Below are 19,921 nucleotides of genomic sequence, written 5' to 3'. Positions count from 1 at the left end.
CCTGGGGAATGCCTGATGAGTCGTTTCGCGCGTCATTTACCGCCGTTGGAAACCCTGGTGACCTTCGAGGCGGTGGGGCGCAACGCCAGCTTCACCCGCGCCGCCACCGAGCTGTGCCTGACCCAGAGCGCGGTGAGCAAGCAGATCCGTGCCCTGGAACTGTCGCTCAAGACCGAGTTGTTCGAGCGTCAGGCCCGGGGCGTGAAGCTCACCGCCAGCGGCGCGTCGCTGTTTGCCGAGGTCAGCACCCAGCTGGAAGCCTTGCTGCGCAGCGTCAGCCGCTTGCGGGCCGGGCGCGACGCCAACACCATCACCGTGCAATGCACCCACGCAGTGGCGCAGTTCTGGCTGTTTCCGCGTTTGCTGGCGTTCAACAAGCAGCACCCGGACATCACCGTGAGCATCCACGCCAACAACGACATGGACGAATCCAGCGTGGCCGAGCACGACTTGGCCATTCTGTATGGCGCCGGGCACTGGTCATCCCTGGTGGCCACGCCGCTGTTCGCCGAGATCGTCTACCCCATTGCCAGCCGACAGCTGGTGTTGCCGGCCATTGACGAGCTGGCGCAACTGGCCGAGCTGCCACTGATCCAGCTCGATGCCTCGGCCTGGAACTGCATCGACTGGCGCGACTGGTTCCGGCATTTCGGCCTGGATTACAGCGCACCGTCGGGCGCCATGGGGTTCAACCAGCTGACCCTGATGTTCAGTGCCGTGCAGCAGGGCATGGGGGTTGGCCTGGGCTGGGATTTCATGGCCAGCGAGTTGGTGGCCCAGGGCGAGTTGCAGCGGGTTGGCGAGTGGGCGTTTCGCACCGGTCAGGCGGATTTCCTGGTGCACCCTCGGCACAAGCGCCTATCCGCCAGCGGCCAGCTGTTTCGCGACTGGCTGGTGGCCCAGGCGCTTGAATGAGCGCCCCGGGGCTCGGCGGCCCCGGGGCCGGCTTCAGAGGCTGGCGCGGGGCACGCTGAAGCGGAACTCGCTGCCCTTGCCCGGCTCGCTGTGGGCCTCGATCTTGCCGCCGTGGGCCTGGATGATGCCCTGGGTGATGTACAGCCCCAGGCCGGTGCCGTTGGGGTTGCCTTCCTTCAGGGTCCAGTAGCGGTCGAAGATAAACGGCAACTGGTCGGCGGGAATGCCTTCCCCGCTGTCGCGGACGCTGAAGACGATCTGCTCGCCGTCGGACATCGCCACCACCCCGACCTTGCCCTGCATGGGGGTGAACTTGATGGCGTTGCCCACCAGGTTCGACAGCACCTGGAACAGGCGCTCGGGATCGGCATGGATGGTCAGCTCCGGCTCGGCGTGAAAGCTGATGTCGATGGCCTTGTCCTGGGCCAGGGGCGCCAGCAGCGAATAGGCCTCCTCAAAGATCTGGCTGACCTCCAGCGGCTGGGGCGCGATGCTGTAGCGCCCGGCCTCGATCTTCGAGGTGTCGAGCAAGTCCTCCAGCAGGTTGTTCATGCGACTGGCGGCCTGTTGCATGGTGTCGATGGCCGAGGAAATGCGTCGCGAAGTGTGCGGACCGTCGGAGCTGAAGGCCTTCTGCAGCATGCCGCAGAGCATGGAAATCACCGTCATCGGGTTGCGCAGGTCGTGGGACACCACCGCCACCAGCTCATCCCGGGCGCGCACCGCCTGTTGTTCCCGCAGGACCTGGCGCGCCAGGTCGTGTTCCAGGGCCGAGCGGCGCAGGTCGTTGGCGGCGAAGCGGTCGCCGTGGCTCCACTTGCTGGAGATCCCGGCCATTTCCACCTTCCAGATCTCGAACGAGGTGCGCGGCCGCAGGCGCAGGCCGGCCTCGGAGTTTTCCAGGTCCAGGGGCTTTTGCGGGTTGCCGCTCCAGTGGATGTTTTCCTTCACTTCCGGGCGGAACCACAGCACGCCGTTATCCACAGGCTTGGGCAGGCTCATGGCCAGGACGCCACTGGCGACCTGTTGATAACTCGCCGCCGGCGGATACACGCTGGCCAGGTGATGGCTGGCGAACACCGCTTCCCCGGTGCCTTGCAACCAGCGGTGCAGGGCGCGGATTTCGTCCCGGGGCGGGCACTGGCCGAAGCAGTGCAGCTGTTTGTCCTCGATGATCGCCACGCCGCCGGCTTGCGTCAGGTCCAGCAGTACCTGCGGCGCCTGGGTCAAACCGTCGAAAACGCTGCCGCAGGTGTCGCGCATGGCCTGGTCGAGGCTGGCCAGGGCCGCGACTTTCTCTTCCCGCTGGCGGCTCAGGTCCAGGGCTTCCATGGCGCTGATCTGCAACGACAGCACCTGGCCAATGGTCTGGCAGGCGATGCGCAGTTCGTGGGGCACCAGCAGCGGCTGGCGGTTGCCGCAACTGATCAGGCCCCAGAGCTGATCGTCCTTGAGCAGGGAAATGCTCATGGACGACAGCACGCCCATGTTCTTCATGTACTGGCAGTGAATCGGCGACACGCTGCGCAGGGTGGCGAAGCTCAGGTCCAGGGGCTGCCGGGTGTCCGGGCGCAGGGTCGGCAGCAGCGGCACCGGCTGGTAGTCGGCGTTGGGAATGATCCGCAGCCAGTTGCTGCGGTACAGCTCGCGGGCCTGCTGGGGAATGTCCGAGGCGGGGAAGAACAGGCCGTTGAACACCTCCATCTCGGGGCGAGTGGCTTCGGCGATCACCTGGCCGTGGCCTTCCTCCTCGAAGCGGTAGATCAGCACCCGGTCGTAGCCGGTCATGGCCTGGATCTCGCTGACGCTGATGGCGTACAGCTCGTGCAGGGTCCTGGCCGCTTGCAGGCGCCGCAGCAGGCGCCCGAGGTCGTCGTTCTGCCACGTGTGTGGCCGGGGCTGATCGGGCTGGATTTCCAGCTCCAGCATCAGCACCCCCTGGTGGCGATGCAGCAAGCCTTCGAAGCGTCGGCCGTTGAGCGACAGGTACAGCGCAGGGGCATCGGCCAGTTGCTGCAGTTGCAGCTCCTCACGGATGCGTTGGCCGTCCGCGGCCCCCAGCAACTGCTCCAGAGGCTGGCCCAGCAGCGATTCGGCGGGCTGGCCCAGCAGCGTCTCGACGTTGGCGCTGATCTGCTGGATGTGCAGTTGCGGTTCGCACAGGGTCAGCAACACACCATGGGGCTGGATCGCCCCCGGGGAGCGGATCGGCTCGTTGGCGCAGTTGGCCAGCAACTGTTCGAAGGTTTGGGAATCTTGGGGGGTCATAGCAGCACCTCGCGGCGGTCGAGCCAGCGTTCGAAACAGGCAAATGTGGATTGCGCGGCGCTGACCGCGTCTCGGCGCGTGCTCGCGTCTTCGGGCATGCGCCCCAGGTAGTCGAGAAAGTCCTTCCAGCGCCGCCCGGTGGCAGCGCCATAGACGTCGAGAAAGGCGCCGCCGTTGTTGGCGTCCAGATCCAGGCGTAGGGCCATTTCCCGGCGCAGGACCTGTCCGCCCAGGGTCGCGCCTTCCAGTACGTAGAGCACGCCCAGGCAGGCCCCGGCGCCAGTCAGGCACGGCAGCTGCTCACAGCGGGGCTGGGCCTGGATGCTGGCGGCATCCAGGCCCAGGGCACGCAGATCCCCGAACAGGGTCGGGGTTTTCAGGCGTTGGCTGGGGTCGTAGCCCGGCGGGATCAGGCCGCTGTCCTGCAGGGCCGCCTCCAGGGGCTGATAGAAACCGTAATAGGCCTGGATCAGGCGTCGATACCAGGGCGCATCAAGCTGCGCGCAGAAGAACGGCAGGCGTTTCTCCAGGGCTACGTGCAAGGTCGCGGTGCCGGTGCGCAGGTCTTGAAGCAGGGTGGGCGTGGTGCTGGCTTGGTGCGGTGTCGGCATGCAGGGATCAGGGGTCGCAACAGGTAGTGGACGCGCCATGGGCGTCATCAAAGGCCGGGACCAGGCTGGCATCCCCGCGATAGAGCCATCGCACAGAAAAAATCGAAGCGTCACTTTACCCGTGCTTTTTCCCCGACGTAGGGTTTTTGGCACTCCGTCGGTCGGTCAGCAGCGGTTATTGGAGTGGCATGTCAAAGCGTCTGACCCCGCCGGCGCGGTGGAAATTCCCTTTTCCACCTTGCAGATTCAGGCGGGGGTCAGATCCAGACGTCGTTCTGCGCCGTGCGTTCGCCGCCCTGGTCGCCGGTGTTGAGCACGCCCTTGGGCTCGATCAGCAGCAGCTTGACCTCCTGCTCGGCCCAGGGCTTGTGCTCGACGCCCTTGGGCACCACGAACATCTCGCCGCTGCCGATGGACACCCGGCCGTCGCGAAAGTCGATGTACAGCTGGCCGTCGAGGACGATGAAGGTTTCGTCGGTGTCGGCGTGGCTGTGCCAGACGAATTCCCCTTGCAGCTTGGAGATCTTGAACTGGTAGTCATTCATCTCGGCGATCACCTTGGGGGTCCAGTGTTCGCTGAACAGGCCGAGCTTGTGCTTGAAGTTGATGCTCTGGTAGGCGGTTTGCGCGGTTGGGTTGGGCATGTTGCGGTCCACATCAGTGATGAATGAGCACTGAGGGTAACCAGCCGGCGGCGGTGGTTTCTTGAACGATCGTGTGTGGCTCAGCGGCCGAGCATCTTCAGCCAGCGCGCCGGAGGCAGGCCGTAAGCCTGGCGGAACTGCCGGGTCATGTGGCTCTGGTCGGAAAACCCGGCGATCAGCGCCGCCTGGGTCAGGGACTGGCCCTGGACCAGCAGGGCGCGGACCAGGTCCAGGCGGCGCATGCTCAGGTAGCGATAGGGGCTGGTGCCGAACAGCAGGCGAAAGTCCCGGGACAGGCTCCAGCGGTCGCGTCCGCTGTGGGCCTCCAGTTCGTCCAGGGTCAGGGTCCGGTCCAGGGCACTGTGGATGTAGTCCCGGGCCCGTTGCGCGGCGGCATAGTCCAGGCGCTGGCGCGACCGGGTGATGCCGGACACGCTGTTCAGGGCGTGGGCCAGGTCGAACAGGGCGTCTTCCTGTTCCAGCGGATCCAGGGGGCTGTCGAGCCCGCGCAGCAAGGCGTCGGTGGCGGCGGACAGCCGCGGATCGTTGGACAGGCCACCGGCAATGAAGGGCAGGGGCTGGCCGCCGAGGATCCGCTGGATCAGCGCGGGTTCGACATACAGCATGCGGTAGTGGAAACCGTCGTGGGTGCCGGCCTCGCCATCGTGGGCTTCGTCGGGGTGCAGGACCATGGTTGCCCCCGGCAGGCTATGGCGCCAGCCGCCGCGGTACTGGAAGCTCTGCACCCCGCGCAGGGTCCGGCCGATGGCGTAGGTGTCGTGGCGGTGCATGTCATAGCCATGGCCGGCGAAATACGCCTCGATGCGCTCCAGGCCCCGGGTGGGCGGCGCGCGATGAACCCAGTCGGTGACAGCGGTGGGCTTGACCATGGGGCATTCCTGGTGGATTTTGCGAGAGCCGCACATTAACCCAGGGGCTTGGCGCTTGTCTGCAAGGCTGGGGCCGATGGCACAAGCCTCTGTGCGGCAACTGCCTCTTGCTATTGCCACGCGGGCGGGTGACTAATCTGCAGGCACGATTACCCCTCACAAGGACGTTATGTCCCCGTATCTGGAGACTGCACATGGCTGTTGCCTTTCGCCCGGCAGAAGACGCCGACATCCCGCGTATCTGCACTTTTGCGCGCAATCCCGAAGAGCTGTTTTTCTTCTTTCCCGCCGCCACCTGGCCGCTGACCCACGACCAGTTGCGCGACTCCATCGCCCAGCGCAGCGACTCGACGGTGATCGAGTTGGATGGGCAGGTGGTGGGTTTTGCCAATTTTTATCGTTGGGAAAAGGACGGCACCTGCACCATCGGCAACGTGATCGTCGACCCCGAAGCGCGCGGCCTCGGCCTGGGGGCGCAGTTGATCGGGCAGATGATCGAGATCGCCCGCAGCCAGCACCAGGCCAGCGAGGTGACCCTGTCCTGCTTCAACAGCAATGTGGCGGGTTTGCTGCTTTATCCGAAGCTGGGGTTTGTGCCTTTTGCCATTGAAGAGCGCAAGAACAAGCAGCAGGAAAGGTTGGCGCTGATCCACCTGCGCTACAGCCCGAGCTGAAGCCTGCGGCCGCTGCGGGATTGATGAGCGCAGATCATTCATGTACCGGTCTTGATCATCACCCGCCATTGCGGACCAGCATCGACCAGGGGCGTCGCGGATGAGCAGGGCAACACCCGCATCGGGGCTTTTCTGCGGCCCCCTGCAGGACAAGGCGCAGCAGTTGGCCAACTCCGACCGTGAGCTGCAGGGCCACCAGGAGGCGATGCTCGGTCACCAGCAGGGCTGGGTGCAGATCACCGATCAGGAGGTATTGGCCGCCAGTGGCAAGATCCGTCACCCGATCCTGCGCCCTGGGACGGCGAACAGCGCGCCGCTTGCCGGCACGGTGTTCGGTATCTCTCCCGAGGAACTGGCGGCTGCGCGTGACCCTGGCCTCCGGGATCCAGGCCTGGGTCTACGTCAGCGCCTGAGTTCCGGGGTCACTCCGGCGGCAGCATCACCCCGATGCAAGCCAGCACCAGCACCACGGCCCCAAGGGCGCAGAGCACATAGTTGAGCGGGGTGAAACGGGCATTGCTGCGGCCTTCGGGGTCGCCGGCGGCGGCATTCAGGCCGCGCTGGCCCAGCCAGGTGACCCACGCCAGCACCGGCAGCAACGCCAGGCTGGCGATGTCGATGAACGGGTAGCCCATGTGCTGGCGGGCCAGGCCATCCAGCACGGCATTGAGGATCACCCCACCGACAAAAAGGGTGGCCAGTTCGTCGTGCCGCCAGTCTTGGCTGCGGCCGTCGCGCTTGAGTATCGCGTCGGCTTCGCGGTACAGCGCATGGATGAAGAAAATCGAGAGAAAGGCACGGACCAGCGGCCACAATTCCTGGCCGCTGGCGTGCCTGAACTGATGCCAGTTCCTGTAGGCCCAATACAGCTGGTAGACACCGAAGGTGAGGATGTACAGGGTCAGGAACTTGGCCTTGGACACCACATAGAAAGGTTGCGCTGCTGCTTGCGCCGAAGGGGCGGCCAGATCCGCCTGGGGCGGGGCATAGAGATTGTCAGACACGGGCACTCCTTGGGTTGGGTCTGAGGGGAAGGGGGCAAGCCTACCGCAGTCGGGCGGCGCTGTTGATCATGAAGCGGCTGTCCGGCCGATCCAGGAGTACTGGAAGGCCTTGGCTTCACCCCGATGCAAGCGTCGGCGATAGCTGGCCAGGGTCGGGGTCGAGCAGTAGGTGCACAGCTCGCTGATTTCGATCTGCTCATCCTGGATGCCGGCGGCATGCAGCAGGTACACGGCGTAGCGACTCAGGTCGAACCACAGGGAGTCGGCCTGGGTCGGCTGTGGCGGGGGAATTTGCGGGGGCAGCAGCGGGGCCGGCTGTTGGCGACTCCAGGGGGCTTGCGCAGATGGCCACAGCGGATCATGAGCGGCGGACAGGGAGTCGATGAAATCGGCGCTGACTTCATAGCAGCAAGGCTTGATCGACGGGCCGATGGCCACGCGCAGTTGAGGCACGCCGACGCCGCGGGCGGCAAAGTGCTCCAGCACATGGGCGATGATCCCGTTGCGCAGGCCTTTCCAGCCACCGTGCACCGCTGCCACCCAGGCGCCATCGTGGCTGCTGATCAGCAGCGGCAGGCAATCGGCGGTGACCACCGCGATGGGCCGGGCGGAATGGGTCAGGACCGCGTCGCCACGAATGATCCCGCTGGGCAGGGTGGTACTGGCTTCCACCACTTCGCCGCTGTGGACCTGGGAGCAGAAGAACAGATTGGCCGGCATGGCAGCGCCTACGATGGAAAACTCATGACGGATGCCGGTTATCTGCTGCAACACACCTGCCTGGAAACTCATCGCGCCTTCGCTCGGTTGCCTGGGAATGGCTGCAGAGCATAACGGCATCCGCGGTACTTTTGCTGACAACGGCCGGCCCGGACAGGGTCCCAGACCAGCGGTCGTTCCATGGCCGGCCTCTGCGCCGGGCGTTTCACACGTTCAACGGGATATACAACTCCACCACGCTGTGGGGATTCAGCGGGCCGAGAAAGCGTTCGCCGCTGTACTCGAACTCCAGGGCTTCGATCGGCAGCAGCCCGGCCGCGGGCAGCCATTCGCTGTAGGCGGCGCGGAAGGTTTCCGGCAGGGTGTGCACGGTGCCGTGATGCTCAACCCGGGCGTAGTGGCGGCCGGGGATTTCCAGCTCCACCATGCCCGGCACCAAGGGCGCGTCGGCGGCCACCGGCAGGCCGGCGATGTAGCGCCAATGGCCGTCGTCCAGAGGTTGGCAGATACCGTAAGTGCCAACGGGGTCGGCCAGTCGCTGGATCTCCTGTTCACGGGGTTCGAAGCGCTGCCAGAGTTCGGCGATGGAGCCCGGATCCCCCTGCTGCCAGGCCATGCCGATGATCCGTAGCGGCGCCAGGAGCACTTTTTCCGGCGTTTGCGGCGCCGGAATCTGGCGTTGCGGTTGCGCCAGATAGCGTTGCAGGTGGTCGAGCACTTTCTGGCTGCGGGCAATCTCGCTTTCCAGCTGCCGGGCGTGGTCCTGCAGTGATTGCTGCATGTGCAGCACGCTGTCCAGGCCGCCCTGGTCCGCCAGCGTGCGGATGTCTTCCAGGGACATGCCCAGTTGCCGCAGCCAGACGATGCGCCCCAGGGTCACGATCTGTTCCGGGCTGTAGTAGCGGTAGCCGTTGTCGCGGCCGGTGAGGGCCGGGGTGAACAGGCCGATGCTGTCGTAGTGGCGCAGGGTCTTGGTAGTGAGGCTGTGGCAGCGAGCCATTTGGCCGATGGTGAGCATGGAACGTCCTTGGTGTGGTTGGGCTGCCAGGCAGGTTGAGCCTTTACCCAAGGGCAAGCTCAAGCCCGGCAGCGTGGCTCAGGACGATTTGCTCGGCTTGATCAGACTTTCGGCCGGGATGCCGAACAGCTGGTGCAGTTTCCAGATCATCGGCAGGGTCAGCGCGCGCTTGCCGTTGAGCACCTCGTAGACGCGATTGGTGCGGCCGATGGCCGGCGCCAGGTCGGCGGCGGACAAGCCGGATTGCTCCATGCGGAACTTGATCGCCTCGATCGGGTTGGGCAGGTCCAGGGGAAACTGCCTGGCTTCGTATGCCTCGATCAGGGTGATCATCACATCGAAGTAATCGCCTTCAGGCGTCCCGGGCTGCGGCTCATTGTCGAACAGGGGCGAGACGCTTTTGAGCGCGGCGCGGTAGTCCTGGTCGGTGTGGATGGGGCGGATGTTCATGTGGGTTACTCCCTGTCTACGCGGTCGGCATCAATGGCGGCGTACTGCTGGTGGGTACCTACGAACTTGATGTAGAGCGCGCCGAAACGATAGGCCACGGCAACGACCAGTCGATACTCGTTGCCCTTGATGTTGAAGACCACCCTGCGGCTTTTGAGAACGCTTGCACTGCGGTACTGGTCCTTGATCTGCGCGGGGTTGGTCCACTCGGCTTTCCTTGCTTCATCGATCCAGGCCAGCAAGGGCTGTTCTGCATCCGGGTACTGCTCCCAGAAGGCCTTCAACTGACTGACTGCAATAATTCTCATGGTGCGATCCTAGTCCCGTCCTGGGACTTAAACAAGTCGCTGAGTGCGTCAAGCGATGTACGGGCAGATCGCTGGATCTGCCCGCGCAGGCGACGTTGGTTCAGGGACGATCAGGTCATGCAGAGAGTGTGGCGTGCACGTCGTCCATCAGTGCCTTGCCCATCTCTGCCAGGTAGTGTGCCGCCCAAGCATAGCGGTCGCACCGTGGCTCCATGGCCGCCTCCAGGGTGAATTGCTTTGCCAGATGCAACAGCGCCGAGGCGTGTTCCAGGGCATCGCTGATCGGCACGTCGGCATTCACCCGAAACAGCGGATGCGGGTGCTCGCCGCACTGGGAAAAGCGGATTTCACCGAGGGTGGTCAGGGGCGATTGAGTGGTCATCGGGCACCTCCGGTTTTGTGTGACGGGAGGTGTGGGGAGGACGGATTTCGAGTGTGGTGCATGGTGACGACTCCTTTCGTATGGGGAACCACCACCGTCTGCCGCCAAGCAGATTGGGGTGGCGGATTGCACAAGGTTGGCGGACCGGCACGAAAGGAACCGGCACCCCCGAAGGGGTCCCTGCGCAATCCGCCATGACACAGAAATGCGGGCACAAAAAAAGCGCCTTCATTCGTGTTTGGGCGCTATTGCGCCTTTCGTGGTTCGGGCCGCCAAGCCCGTTCGCTGATGTTGCAGCGACGGGCGAAGAATAGCCGGGAGGGGAGGGCGTCGCAACGGCATTGCCGCGACATTTTATGACTATGAGATTGACCAACCCTGTAGCCGCTGCCGCAGGCTGCGAACGACCGGAACGGTCGCCGCGATCTCCCAGGCGCCGAAGGCCCTTCGGTCCTTATCGCAGCCTGCGGCAGCGGCTACAGAGGTTGTGCCAGCACCTCACGAAATACATCGGGCCTGAGCATCGCGATATGCAGCAATGAACGGGCCGCTCCGGAAGGGCTCTCACCGAGACGCCAAGCAGTTGGGCAAGTTTGGGTTCGACAACCCGGTTTTACCACGGGCTTCGGCGGCCTTGGTGATCGGAATGCTATGGCCCTGCCGGCCGGCTTTGACATCGATGATCGCGTCCAGAAGCTCCTGGCCGATATTGCGTTTGGCATCACGTGCCAACAGTTCTTCTTCAGTAAGGGGCATGATTCATCTCCTTCGCGATTCTGCGCAGAACGGGCGCTGGAATGTTTTCGGTAGCGCCTTGGAGATTAAGAACGTGGAGTTGCAACGCCAATGAGCGGAGTCCTGATTTCCAGTCAGCCCATTCGCTTTCTTGTGTGTGATCCATGTCTTCGATGTCACCTTTTGCATCACCTGAAACTCAGTCACTCACTCAACCTACCAGCACTTTCGCCATCTCACTGGTCGCCGCCCAACCCAGCCCCTGATACAGCGGCTTGCCGGCCTCGGTCGCATGCAGCACGGCAAAGCCCAGCCCGCGCTGGCTGAACTCGGCCTCCGCCAGTTTCATCAGCGCCGACGCGAGGCCGCGCCTCCGGTAGGCCGGTTCGACGTAGACGTTGAGCACGTAGCCGCGCTGATCCTGGGTCGGATGGGAAGGGTGGGGCGGCCAGTCGATGCTCATCAGGCCGATGCTGGCCACGCTCTGCTCGGCGTCCATCAGGGCGAAGCCGTAATAGCGGCCGTCCTCCAGGCGTTCGCGCAACCAGGGGCGAAAGTGCTCGGTCATCAGCTGCAAGGTGCAGAGGTCTTTGCCCGCATCGAGAAACATCGCCTGGCGATGACGGCAGATCACTTCAAGGTCCTGGGGCGTCAGGCGGCGTGGGCTCAGGCCCGGGAGATCAAGGTTGGCGGCAATTTCGTTCATCGTCGGTTCCTCGCTGGACTAGGACGATGCTAGGGCAGAACCCCTGGCTGGGTCAGACACAGACCGCCGCAAAATCTTGCATACAGCGCCCTGGGCCCCCGCCCACAAAAAAGGGCCAGCCTCACGGCCAGCCCTCGGGTTCAGCACAGGGCCTTCAATCCCCCAGCGCTTCCCCTTCGCGCCGTGGATCGGCGCCGCCGGCCCAGGAGGCTTTGCCCTGGGCATTACGCACGCGAACGATGGCCTGGGTACCGCTGGTCATGTCGATCTCGTTCAGTTCATGACCCTGGGCTTTCAGCGCCTGTTTCAGCGCCGGGCTGAATTGGCCGGTCTCCAGTTCGGTGGGGCCGTTGCGGCTGCCGAAGTTGGGCAGGCCGACGGCGGCTTGCGGGTCGAGGTTCCAGTCGAGCATGCCCACCAGCGACTTGGCCACGTACTCGATGATCTGCGAGCCGCCGGGGGAACCGACGCTGGCCAGCAGTTCGCCGCTGGCGCGGTCGAAGACCAGGGTCGGCGCCATGGACGAGCGCGGGCGCTTGCCCGGTTCGACGCGGTTGGCCACCTTCTGGCCATTTTCCTCGGGGATGAAGGAGAAGTCGGTCAGCTGGTTGTTGAGCATGAAGCCCTGGACCATCAGGTGCGAACCAAAGGCCGCTTCCACCGTGGTGGTCATGGACACCGCGCCGCCCTGGTCATCCATCGCCACCACTTGCGAGGTGGAGATGCGCATTGGCGAGCGATCCGGTGCGTAAGCCACCTGGATGCCCTGGGGCTTGCCCGGCTCGGCCTTGCCCAGGCTGCGCTCGCCGATCAGCGCGGCGCGTTTGGCCAGGTAGCTCGGGGCGATCAGGCCGGCCACGGGCACCGGTACGAAGTCGCTGTCGGCCACGTACAGGCCGCGGTCGGCATAGGCCAGGCGCTCGGCTTCGGCGATCAGGTGCACCGCTTGCGGCGCGGGCTCAAGGCCGGCGGGCAGTTTGGTTTTCTGCGGCTTGAGCTGGGCCAGGGCGTAGCGCGGGTCGCGTTGTTCCAGAGCCTGCAGGGTGCCGAGGATCTGCGCCACCGCCACACCGCCCGATGAAGGCGGCGGCATGCCGCACACCTGCCAGCGCTTGTAGTCGCTGCACAGCGGCGCGCGTTCCTTGGCGCGGTAGCCTTGCAGGTCGTTGAGCGACAGGCTGCCGGGGTTGGCGTGGCCCTGGACCTTGGCGACTATTTCCGCAGCCACCGGGCCTGTGTACAGGGCGTCCGGGCCTTCCAGGGCGATGCGCTTGAGCACGGCGGCCAGCTGTGGATTTTTCAGCAAGGTGCCCACGGCTTTCGGCGTGCCGTCGGCATTCAGGAAGTACGCGGCCATGTCCGGCGAGCGGGCCAGGAACGGATCGGCGCTGATCATGCTGTGCAGGCGTGGCGAGATAGCGAAACCTTGCTCGGCCAGGCGGATTGCCGGTTCGAACAATTGCGCCCAAGGCAGGCGCCCGTGTTTCTGGTGGGCCATTTCCAGGGCGCGCAATACGCCCGGGGTGCCCACCGAGCGGCCGCCGATCTGTGCCTGGGGGAAGGGCATCGGCTTGCCGTCCGCCTGCAGGAAGAGCTTTTCGGTGGCGCCCGCCGGCGCGGTTTCCCGGCCGTCATAAGTGCGCACGGCCTTGCCGTCCCAGAGCACGATCATCGCGCCGCCGCCAATCCCCGAGGACTGCGGCTCCACCAGGGTCAGCACCGCCTGCATGGCAATCGCCGCATCGATGGCCGAGCCGCCTTTGCGCAGCATCTCGCGTCCGGCCTCGGCGGCCAGCGGGTTGGCGGCGGCGGCCATGTGTTTGTCGGCGTGCCGGGTCTGCATGTCGGTGCGGTAGCCCGAGGCGATTTCCGGGGCGGCGGGCAGGGCGGTGGAAGAAGGCGGGTTGTGGCAGGCGCTGAGGCTGAGGGCGGCGGCCAGCAGGCCGAGGCTGAGGAGTGAGGGGTGACGGGGAGGGAAGATCGAGAACACGCGTTGAGCTCCGTTCACTGGGAAATGAGGTGTCGTCCGTGGAGGGCAATGTACAGCAGTGGCGCCGCCAGCAGGGCCGGCAGGTGGCCATGACCCTGCGCTCGGCCAGTGGCAAGGCGCTGTTCAGCAGCCCTGTACATAGGGTCGCAGGCAGGCGTGCACCCGGCCACCGATTGATCTGAGTCAGGGCGGCAGGGGGAGGTTGGGCACAGGGTGCAGCAAACCATAAGCCTGATGAGAGGACGCCATGCACGCTTGTAAGTGGTTACTTGTGTTCGGATTGCTGCTGGGGAGCGAGGTGCGGGGAGAGACGCCGAGCGAGCCGATCCTGCCGGTGCAGCCGGCGAAGATCAGCGATGTGGCCAAGGTGGAGTTGGGCAAGCAATTGTTCTTCGATCCACGGTTATCCAAGTCCGGTTTCATTTCCTGCAACTCCTGCCACAACCTGAGCATGGGCGGCAGCGACAACCTGCCTACCTCCATCGGCCACAACTGGCACCAGGGGCCGATCAACTCGCCGACGGTGCTCAACTCCGGGTTGAGCTTTGCCCAGTACTGGGATGGCCGTGCGGCCACGCTGCAGGAGCAGGCCAGCGGCCCGATCACCAACCCGGGGGAAATGGGCTTTACCCATGAACTGGCGGTGGAGGTGCTGCGTTCCATTCCGCAGTACCGGGCTTCGTTCAAGCGCGTGTATGGCAACGATGAGATCAGGTTCGAAGACGCCACCAACGCCATTGCCGCCTTCGAAGACACCCTGGTGACGCCCAATGCGCCGTTCGACCGCTGGCTCAAGGGCGACAAGGCGGCCATCAGCCCGACTGCGCTCAAGGGTTATCAACTGTTCAAGTCCATCGGCTGCGTGGCCTGCCACAACGGCGAGGCGGTGGGCGGCGGCTCGTTCCAGAAAATGGGCATGATCGAGCCCTACGTCACCCAGAACCCGGCCCAGGGCGTGGCCGGGCTGACCGGCAAGGACGCCGACCGCATGCTGTTCAAGGTGCCGACCCTGCGCAACGTGGCGCTGACCTATCCCTACTTCCACGACGGCGCGTACTGGAAGCTGGAAGAGGCGGTGGACGTGATGGCCCGCCTGCAATTGGGGCGCAAGCTGGGCACCGAGGAGGTCGGCCAGATCGTGGCCTTCCTTGAGACCCTGACCGGCGATCAACCGGACTTCAAGTTGCCGATCCTGCCGCCGTCCTCGGCGCAGACACCGCGTCCACAACCCTTCAACTGACCTGGGTGGAAAAACCGCAGCGTGCTGCGGTTTTTCCGGAAAGGCCTGGCATGCGGCATTCAGGTCTGCCGAGAAGGGCGCTCTGTTGTCATGAAAAAACGGCTGGATAATAATGAGAGATATTATCATTAGCGACGGTCAATCATGGACGCAGGGGTCAAGGCTTCAATATCGCTGGAGATCGAAGATCTGTATGGCGCCCACCACGGCTGGTTGAAGGGCTGGTTGCGCAGCCGCACCGGCAACTGTGCCGATGCCGCAGACCTGGCCCAGGACACCTTCGTGCGGATGCTGTCGCTGCGCCAGTTGCCGGCACTGCGAGAGCCCCGTCATTACCTGGCGACCATCGCCCGCGGCCTGCTGATCGACAAGGCGCGCCGCAGAGTTCTGGAACAGGCCTATCTGGAGGCTTTGGCGGCACGTCCGGAGCCCCAGGACATTTCACCTGAAACCCATCATCTGATCATCGAGTCATTGCTGGCCATCGATGCCTTGCTCGATGGACTGGGCACGCGCACCCGGCAGATTTTCCTCATGGTGCAGCTGGACGGCCTGAGCTATGTGCAGGTCGGGCGGCAGTTGGGGGTGTCGGTGACCACCGTCAAGAATCATCTGGGCAAGGCACTGCTGCAATGCATACAACTGATGGACGATTGAACGTGCCGTCGCCTCCTCCCCTGGACAAGGCCCACCTGCAGGCAGCGGTGGACTGGTACCTGGTCCTCAACGATCAACAGGTCAGCGCGGCGCAGCAACAGGCCTGGCAGCAGTGGCTTGGCGCCGATGCGCAACATGCGCGAGCCTGGGCCCGGGTGCAAAGGCTGCAACAGCAGTTGCGTGGGGTCCCGCAGGATATTGCCTTGCCGGTCTTGTCGGAAATGGGCATCCAGCGCCGCCAGGGCCTCAAGGTACTGCTGCTGATGGCTGGCGGCTCGGCGTTGCTGGGCGGCTATCGGCTGTCTCCCTACAGCGCCGACTTCGCCACGCGCACCGGCCAGCGCCGGGAAGAGCTGCTGGCCGACGGCACGCGGCTGCACCTCAATACCGATACCCGGGTCGACGTTGCCTACAGCCATGAAGAACGGCTGATCTTCCTGCGTCAGGGCGAGATCCAGGTCACCACGGCCGCAGACCGGGCCCCGGCGCGTCCTTTGCTGGTGGTAACTGCCCATGGCCGCATCCGGGCCCTGGGCACCCGTTTCGATGTGCGCCTGGAGCCGACCTTCAGCCAAGTATCGGTTCAGCAACATGCGGTGGAGGTGCGCCTGAACGATGATCCGCAACATGCCCGGAGGGTCGCCGAAGGCCAGGCGCTGACCTTCGGCTCCGGGCAGATGGGTGCCCTGCGGGTGGCGGACAATGCCGAGAGTGCCTGGGTCCGGGGCCAGTTGGTGGCGCTTGACTGGCGACTGGCGGATTTCATCCGTGAGCTGGGTCGTTACCGCCCTGGCTACCTGGGGTGTGCGGATGAAGTTGCGCAACTGCGCATCAGCGGGGCCTTCCGCCTGGATGATATCGATGGGGTGCTGGCCAACCTGCCATTGTCGTTGCCGGTGAGGGTGCGCCGGTTTTCCAGGTACTGGGTGCGTGTGCAAGCGTGACGGGCGAATGGTCGCTTGAAGAAAAATCGTCAATGCGCCTTGCCGATTCCGCCTGGCGTTCGGCTCATCAGTAGAGCGGTCAATCAGCCGCCTTTACTGCTATGGCATAGGACGCGTACATGAGCCACCGGAGTCGTTTCACCCAGGCCGCCTTGCGGCGCAGTTTCAATCGCAAGGCGTTGAGCATCACCCTTGGCACGCTGCTGGCGGCCACCTGTGTTGCGCCGTTGGCCCTGGCCCAGGAGGCGGTGGGCGAAGCGCAGGAATTCAACATTGCGCCAGGAGCACTGGGTACTGCACTCAGTGAGTTTGCCGCGGCCAGCGGAGTTACCCTGTCCTTTGGCTCCAGCCAGACCCAGGGGCTCGTTACCCAGGGGCTCAAGGGCCATTATTCCTTCAGTCAGGGCGTGGCGCAGCTGCTGGCCGGCAGTGGCTTGCAGCTGCGCCAGGAAGGCCCGGCGCGCTATACCCTGGTCAAGTTGCCGACGGGGGCGGCGCTGCATCTGGGGCCGACCCAGATCACCGGCGTGTCTCTGGGTACCACCACCGAAGACACCGGTTCCTACACCACCGGTGCCATGCAGACGGCCACCAAGCTGGCCCTGTCGATTCGCGAGACTCCACAGTCGGTGACCGTGGTCACCCGCCAGCGCATGGACGATCAGAACATGCAAAGCCTGGAGGATGTGCTCAAGAGCACCCCGGGCATTTCCATCACCAAGGACGGACCCCAGCGGCCGATTTTCTATTCGCGGGGTTTTGAAGTACAGAACCTCATGGTCGATGGCCTGGCCAACGACATGTCGCATTACCTGAGCCGGGACATGAGCACTGCGGCCGACACTGCGATCTTCGATCGGGTCGAAGTCATGCGTGGCGCCGCTGGCCTGATGCAGGGGACGGGCAGCCCCTCGGCGGCGATCAACATGGTGCGCAAGCGGCCCACTGCCGCACCGCGTCTGAGCATCACTGCCAGTGCCGGCAGTTGGGACAATTACCGCAGCGAAATCGATGCCTCCAGTGCCCTCAATGACAGTGGCACGTTGCGCGGGCGCCTGGTGACTGCCTACCAGAGCAAGAACAGTTTCCAGGACGTGGCCGATGCCGAGCGTTCGGTGTTCTACGGCATTGTCGAGGCCGACTTGAATGACAACACCACGCTGACCGTGGGCGCTACCAATCAGGCGTCGCACACGACCACGACCTGGGGCGGGCTGCCTGCGGCGATTGACGGCCGGCACCTGCCCCTGTCGCGCTCGGCCTACCTGGGCAGTGACTGGGAGTACTGGGATCAGAACAACGTCACGGCCTTTGGTCGCCTGGAGTACCGCTTCGACAACGCCTGGAAATTGTTGCTGTCGGCCAGCAAGTCCTGGTCCGACTTGCAGATGCTCGGTTCGATGACCGAGCGTTTCGGCGCCGATTTCGACGAGTTCGGCCAGTACGTCGGTCAGTACCACTACAAGGATCAGCAAGGCAGCTACGACCTCTTCGCTTCCGGGCCGTTTGCCCTGTTCGGGCGTGAGCATGAGCTGGTGGTGGGGGCCAGTCAGCGTGAGCTGGCCTTTCGCGGCAAGGGCAATTTCCAGGACAACGAGACGCGGACCAACATCTACCGTCCCGATCCCCATAGCGTGCCCAAGCCGCAGATGGACCTGGATTACTGGCGCCAGGAGCGCAACTCCGAGCTGAAAAGCTTCTACCTCACCTCACGTTTCAGCCTCGCCGAGCCCCTGACCCTGATTCTGGGCGGGCGCCTGGACTGGTACGACTACGATGTGGATACGCGCTTTGCCGGGGTGCGCACCGCCTCCAGCACCGACTACAAGGTCACCCGCAACCTCACCCGCTATGCCGGCATGGTCTACGACCTTGACGCCCATCACTCGGTGTATGTCAGCTACACCGATGTCTTTAGCCCACAAGCGGAAGTGGACAGCTCCGGTGGCTTGATCAAGCCCGTAGTCGGCAAGAACTACGAGACGGGCATCAAGGGCGAATACTTCGAGGGGGCCCTGACCGCCAGCGCTGCGGTGTTCAGGATCGACCAGGTCAATCGCGCCAAGCAGGTGGTCAGCGCTCAGTGCTCCAGCCTGCAGTGCTACGAAGCCAGCGGCGAGGTGCGCAGCGAAGGTATCGAGCTTGAGGTCAACGGTAAGCTGGCGCCGGGTTGGGAGTTGGGGGCGGGCTACACCTATGCCCAGGCCAAGTATCGCAAGGACAGCAACGAGGACAATGTTGGCCGCCTGTTCGACACCGATATTCCACGTCACGTGTTCAAGGCCTTTACCACTTACCAACTGCCGGGAGACTTGCATCGTTGGACTGTGGGCGGGGGGCTCTATAGCCAGAACCGGATCTACAACAAGGATGTGAATTTCTACGACTCGGGCACGCCGATGTACGTCGAACAGAAAGGCTATGCCCTGGTGGACCTGATGACTCGCTATCGGGCGTCCGAACACCTTGAGTTTCGGCTTAACCTGAACAACGTCTTCGACAAGAAGTACTACCAGAGCATCAGCACCAATACCTACTACGGCAATGACATCTATGGTGAACCGCGCAATGCCATGGTGACGGTGCGATGGTCGCTGTAGCGGGTCATGGCTCGAAGGGAGCCATGACCACCCCTGTGCGGGGGCTGTGGTGTTGCGTGGTTAGTCTTTCACCTGCCAGGCGTTAGCTCCGGCCGCCGCCTTGAACTTGGCGCGGTTTTCCGGCGTGGCCGGCGGTTCGGAATCACCGAAGATTGCTTTCAACCAATGGCCGTCGGTGGGGTTGGGGAAGAGGATGAACTTGCGCCCGAACTGCTGCTTGTCCTCGGTCATCAGGCTGCTGCGCTGCTTGACGTCGGCCACGTAGTACTTGCGTTTGAAGTCGTTGAGGTTGTCGCCCAGCATCAGCACCACGTTGTGGTCCTTGGCGATTTCCTGCTGCCGTGGCTCCTTGTTGGAGCTGTCGCGGTACACCGTCAGGTGCTGTTCATCGGCGTAGGGCAACTGGTTCTTGCGCAGGTTGGACAGGGCGTGGTCGTAGGTCTTTTCGCCCTGGTCGCGGCTGGTGACGTAGAACACCTCGACGCCTTTGGACTGGGCGTACTTGAGGAATTCCACGGCGCCCGGAGTGGCCACCGGGCCATTGTCCGCGACCCACTTGTCCCAGGCCTCGTCGTCGAAGAACTCTTTCCCCGAATTGATCATGTAGCCCCAGTAGCTGTTGCTGCTGAGCACGGTGTCGTCGACGTCGCTGATGATCGCCAGCGGCCGGTCGCCGGCCTTGTGCTCCTGCAGGGCACGGTCCAGTTGCAGGCGGGCGATGTTGAAGCCCTGGTAGTACAGCGCCTCGAATTCGGCGGCGGTCTGCTTCCAGGCCACGGCGGCGGTCAACAGGTTGGAGGGCGGGGTGGGAACCTGCTCGGCGAAGGTCGGGGTACAGCCGATTGCCAGAAGCGAGAACAGCCAGGGAGCGACCGCGGGTCCGGTAGTTTTTATTTTCATTTTCGAGCCCTTGAAGTGAGGATGGCGCAGCTCTCACAAACACTGCCGCCGTGTTCTATCCCAGGCAGTGGCGGTGCTCAATGCGGGTGTCGCGTTTGTGGATCAATGCGGCGTAATTCCCGGTACTTTTTCGCGGGCATAAAAAAACGGCCTACCTTGCGGTAAGCCGTTTTTAGTACTTGGTGGCTACACAGGGACTTGAACCCCGGACCCCAGCATTATGAATGCTATGCTCTAACCAACTGAGCTATGTAGCCAAGTGGCG

Annotated in this window: 19 protein-coding genes, 1 tRNA gene and 2 pseudogenes; 7 read left to right on the top strand and 15 right to left on the bottom strand. The window is 64.0% G+C overall.

The features are described from left to right. The first annotated feature begins 15 nt into the window (after positions 1 to 15). On the top strand, positions 16 to 915 hold the full coding sequence (locus tag GWQ44_RS27605; protein WP_016967383.1) for a LysR substrate-binding domain-containing protein: 900 nt from the start codon (positions 16 to 18) through the stop codon (positions 913 to 915). Positions 916 to 948: 33 nt separating this feature from the next. On the opposite strand, the gene GWQ44_RS27600 is transcribed toward GWQ44_RS27605, so the two are convergent. The 4 genes from GWQ44_RS27600 to GWQ44_RS27585 form a co-directional block, all read right to left on the bottom strand. Beyond that, positions 949 to 3,183 (bottom strand): ATP-binding protein, encoded by a 2,235-nt coding sequence (locus tag GWQ44_RS27600; RefSeq protein ID WP_275928754.1) that lies wholly within the window; start codon positions 3,181 to 3,183, stop codon positions 949 to 951. Then, on the bottom strand, positions 3,180 to 3,794 hold the full coding sequence (locus tag GWQ44_RS27595; RefSeq protein ID WP_275928753.1) for a biliverdin-producing heme oxygenase: 615 nt from the start codon (positions 3,792 to 3,794) through the stop codon (positions 3,180 to 3,182). The genes GWQ44_RS27600 and GWQ44_RS27595 overlap by 4 nt, the downstream gene beginning before the upstream one ends. A gap of 257 nt (positions 3,795 to 4,051) precedes the next feature. Beyond that, positions 4,052 to 4,438, bottom strand: a complete 387-nt coding sequence (locus tag GWQ44_RS27590) for a cupin domain-containing protein (RefSeq protein ID WP_016967385.1) — start codon at positions 4,436 to 4,438, stop codon at positions 4,052 to 4,054. An 80-nt stretch (positions 4,439 to 4,518) separates the two neighbouring features. Further along, complete coding sequence (locus GWQ44_RS27585; RefSeq protein WP_275928752.1) at positions 4,519 to 5,328, bottom strand: AraC family transcriptional regulator; 810 nt, start codon at positions 5,326 to 5,328, stop codon at positions 4,519 to 4,521. A gap of 194 nt (positions 5,329 to 5,522) precedes the next feature. Between GWQ44_RS27585 and GWQ44_RS27580 the strand changes: the two genes are divergently transcribed. Next, complete coding sequence (locus GWQ44_RS27580; RefSeq protein WP_179599797.1) at positions 5,523 to 6,002, top strand: GNAT family N-acetyltransferase; 480 nt, start codon at positions 5,523 to 5,525, stop codon at positions 6,000 to 6,002. A gap of 100 nt (positions 6,003 to 6,102) precedes the next feature. Beyond that, positions 6,103 to 6,415 (top strand): annotated as a pseudogene (locus tag GWQ44_RS27575) (gamma-glutamylcyclotransferase). A 9-nt stretch (positions 6,416 to 6,424) separates the two neighbouring features. On the opposite strand, the gene GWQ44_RS27570 reads toward GWQ44_RS27575, so the two are convergent. The 9 genes and pseudogenes from GWQ44_RS27570 to ggt form a co-directional block, all read right to left on the bottom strand. Continuing rightward, positions 6,425 to 7,006, bottom strand: coding sequence for a hypothetical protein (locus GWQ44_RS27570; protein ID WP_179599798.1), 582 nt, complete (start codon positions 7,004 to 7,006; stop codon positions 6,425 to 6,427). A gap of 66 nt (positions 7,007 to 7,072) precedes the next feature. After that, positions 7,073 to 7,798 (bottom strand): polyphenol oxidase family protein, encoded by a 726-nt coding sequence (locus GWQ44_RS27565; protein ID WP_275928751.1) that lies wholly within the window; start codon positions 7,796 to 7,798, stop codon positions 7,073 to 7,075. A 133-nt stretch (positions 7,799 to 7,931) separates the two neighbouring features. Beyond that, positions 7,932 to 8,744 (bottom strand): GyrI-like domain-containing protein, encoded by an 813-nt coding sequence (locus tag GWQ44_RS27560; protein WP_275928750.1) that lies wholly within the window; start codon positions 8,742 to 8,744, stop codon positions 7,932 to 7,934. Positions 8,745 to 8,822: 78 nt separating this feature from the next. Further along, positions 8,823 to 9,194 (bottom strand): helix-turn-helix domain-containing protein, encoded by a 372-nt coding sequence (locus GWQ44_RS27555; RefSeq protein WP_016967390.1) that lies wholly within the window; start codon positions 9,192 to 9,194, stop codon positions 8,823 to 8,825. A gap of 5 nt (positions 9,195 to 9,199) precedes the next feature. Beyond that, the gene (locus GWQ44_RS27550; protein WP_275928749.1) at positions 9,200 to 9,502 is read right to left on the bottom strand and encodes a type II toxin-antitoxin system HigB family toxin; all 303 of its coding nucleotides are present in this window, start codon (positions 9,500 to 9,502) and stop codon (positions 9,200 to 9,202) included. Between the two features lie 115 nt (positions 9,503 to 9,617). Then, on the bottom strand, positions 9,618 to 9,884 hold the full coding sequence (locus tag GWQ44_RS27545) for a DUF3077 domain-containing protein (RefSeq protein ID WP_016967392.1): 267 nt from the start codon (positions 9,882 to 9,884) through the stop codon (positions 9,618 to 9,620). Positions 9,885 to 10,360: 476 nt separating this feature from the next. Next, positions 10,361 to 10,640: pseudogene (locus GWQ44_RS27540) on the bottom strand (transcriptional regulator). A 190-nt stretch (positions 10,641 to 10,830) separates the two neighbouring features. Continuing rightward, positions 10,831 to 11,325: a GNAT family N-acetyltransferase gene (locus GWQ44_RS27535; protein WP_275928747.1), complete on the bottom strand. Its 495-nt coding sequence runs from the start codon at positions 11,323 to 11,325 to the stop codon at positions 10,831 to 10,833. A 154-nt stretch (positions 11,326 to 11,479) separates the two neighbouring features. Next, positions 11,480 to 13,315 (bottom strand): gamma-glutamyltransferase, encoded by a 1,836-nt coding sequence (ggt, locus tag GWQ44_RS27530; RefSeq protein ID WP_275928746.1) that lies wholly within the window; start codon positions 13,313 to 13,315, stop codon positions 11,480 to 11,482. A gap of 247 nt (positions 13,316 to 13,562) precedes the next feature. Here ggt and GWQ44_RS27525 point away from each other — a divergent pair, with 247 nt between their 5' ends. From GWQ44_RS27525 to GWQ44_RS27510, 4 genes are all read left to right on the top strand, one after another. Continuing rightward, positions 13,563 to 14,555, top strand: a complete 993-nt coding sequence (locus GWQ44_RS27525) for a cytochrome-c peroxidase (protein WP_016967395.1) — start codon at positions 13,563 to 13,565, stop codon at positions 14,553 to 14,555. Between the two features lie 144 nt (positions 14,556 to 14,699). After that, positions 14,700 to 15,212, top strand: coding sequence for a sigma-70 family RNA polymerase sigma factor (locus GWQ44_RS27520; protein ID WP_060841054.1), 513 nt, complete (start codon positions 14,700 to 14,702; stop codon positions 15,210 to 15,212). A 2-nt stretch (positions 15,213 to 15,214) separates the two neighbouring features. Continuing rightward, positions 15,215 to 16,156, top strand: a complete 942-nt coding sequence (locus GWQ44_RS27515) for a FecR domain-containing protein (protein ID WP_275928745.1) — start codon at positions 15,215 to 15,217, stop codon at positions 16,154 to 16,156. Between the two features lie 119 nt (positions 16,157 to 16,275). Beyond that, a complete protein-coding gene (locus GWQ44_RS27510) occupies positions 16,276 to 18,756 on the top strand; it encodes a TonB-dependent receptor (protein ID WP_275928744.1) in 2,481 nt (826 codons plus the stop codon). 60 nt (positions 18,757 to 18,816) lie between these two features. Here GWQ44_RS27510 and GWQ44_RS27505 read toward each other — a convergent pair whose 3' ends face one another. Together GWQ44_RS27505 and GWQ44_RS27500 are read right to left on the bottom strand one after the other, a co-directional pair. Continuing rightward, entirely contained in the window at positions 18,817 to 19,656 is an 840-nt protein-coding gene (locus tag GWQ44_RS27505; RefSeq protein ID WP_275928743.1) for a 5'-nucleotidase, lipoprotein e(P4) family, read from the bottom strand. Positions 19,657 to 19,836: 180 nt separating this feature from the next. After that, positions 19,837 to 19,913: transfer RNA gene (locus GWQ44_RS27500), tRNA-Met, on the bottom strand. Positions 19,914 to 19,921 lie beyond the last annotated feature (8 nt).

Source organism: Pseudomonas sp. 3MA1 (genome assembly GCF_029237275.1).
In the GTDB taxonomy this organism is placed as follows: domain Bacteria; phylum Pseudomonadota; class Gammaproteobacteria; order Pseudomonadales; family Pseudomonadaceae; genus Aquipseudomonas; species Aquipseudomonas fluorescens_AP.
Note: the sequence above shows the minus strand (reverse complement) of the source record. Positions and strands in the feature narration are given on the sequence as shown.